Source organism: Mesorhizobium sp. WSM4976 (assembly GCF_029625685.1).
Classification (GTDB): domain Bacteria; phylum Pseudomonadota; class Alphaproteobacteria; order Rhizobiales; family Rhizobiaceae; genus Mesorhizobium.
Window position 1 is genome coordinate 1 of the sequence record NZ_JARTVT010000103.1, and the last position, 818, is coordinate 818.

Here is an 818-nt window from a genome sequence, read left to right on the forward strand (position 1 = left end):
TTCTCAGTGCCAGTGCACCCGCTACAGGCGCAAACCTCTTTGTGTGGGTTGTCAGCGGCACCACGGCAACGCCGCTCGACGTGGTGTCGTCAGCACAGGCGACAAGCACGACAATCGCACTCAATGACATCGAGACCAAAGCATCAGGAGCGGTTATCGCCCTGGGGATATGCTCGCCGACAATCACCGGCTTCACAGAAAGCTGGACCGGTTCCGACACGGTGGTGGAGGATGCAGACGTCACCAGCATCACCGGCAATCATCGCATCGTGGCGTGCCACTTCCCGACAGCAGCCGCGAACACGACCGATGACCTGACGCTGACGCTTTCGGCCTCGCAGATCCACATCGGTGGCGCGATCAGCTTCGGGCCGTAGCAGAGCCGCTTAGATCTCTTTGGGGTACAGGATCGGGTCTGGCCCGTAGTGGACCTTGATCGGCTGAGGGCGATCGGCAGCAACATGGTCGATCGCCATACCTAGTCCTATGGCAATGCCAAGGGCCAGTGAGCCGGCGAGCGCGACTGTGGGCCAAGCTGTCTTTGAGGGCGCCAGCACTGCCCGCGTGAGGTCGTCGAATACAGCATCCATCAGGCAATGCTAATCGATGTTTGGCCAAGATTCGGTTAACGTTGCACAGGGTCGAAAGGCGACGAGAGAATCTTGAGAATGCGTAAGCTGCTGATCCGAGCAGGCTATATTGCCGTCATTGCTGTCTGCGTGCATTCCGTCTGGCAAGATCGCGCGGAGCTCGTTCAGATGTTCGACGCTTGGGCTATGGAGATGCAGTAGCCGCCACTACCTCCTGGCCCTTCGCCA

General features: G+C 59.3%; 3 protein-coding genes. 2 read left to right on the forward strand and 1 reads right to left on the reverse strand.

Going from position 1 to position 818, the window contains the following annotated elements; genetic code table 11:
* Positions 1–377 (forward strand): hypothetical protein (locus P9272_RS35890; protein ID WP_278164948.1); only part of this gene is annotated, 377 nt, incomplete at its 5' end.
* Between the two features lie 9 nt (positions 378–386).
* On the opposite strand, the gene P9272_RS35895 is transcribed toward P9272_RS35890, so the two are convergent.
* Entirely contained in the window at positions 387–590 is a 204-nt protein-coding gene (locus P9272_RS35895; RefSeq protein WP_278164950.1) for a hypothetical protein, read from the reverse strand.
* A 78-nt stretch (positions 591–668) separates the two neighbouring features.
* Here P9272_RS35895 and P9272_RS35900 point away from each other — a divergent pair, with 78 nt between their 5' ends.
* Positions 669–791, forward strand: a complete 123-nt coding sequence (locus P9272_RS35900) for a hypothetical protein (protein WP_278164952.1) — start codon at positions 669–671, stop codon at positions 789–791.
* Positions 792–818 lie beyond the last annotated feature (27 nt).

What these genes read in the sequence shown, in the direction of transcription:
- P9272_RS35900 (WP_278164952.1), top strand. Translation starts at nt 669, where the DNA reads ATGCGTAAGCTGCTGATCCGAGCAGGCTATATTGCCGTCATTGCTGTC.
- P9272_RS35895 (WP_278164950.1), bottom strand. Translation starts at nt 590, where the DNA reads ATGGATGCTGTATTCGACGACCTCACGCGGGCAGTGCTGGCGCCCTCA.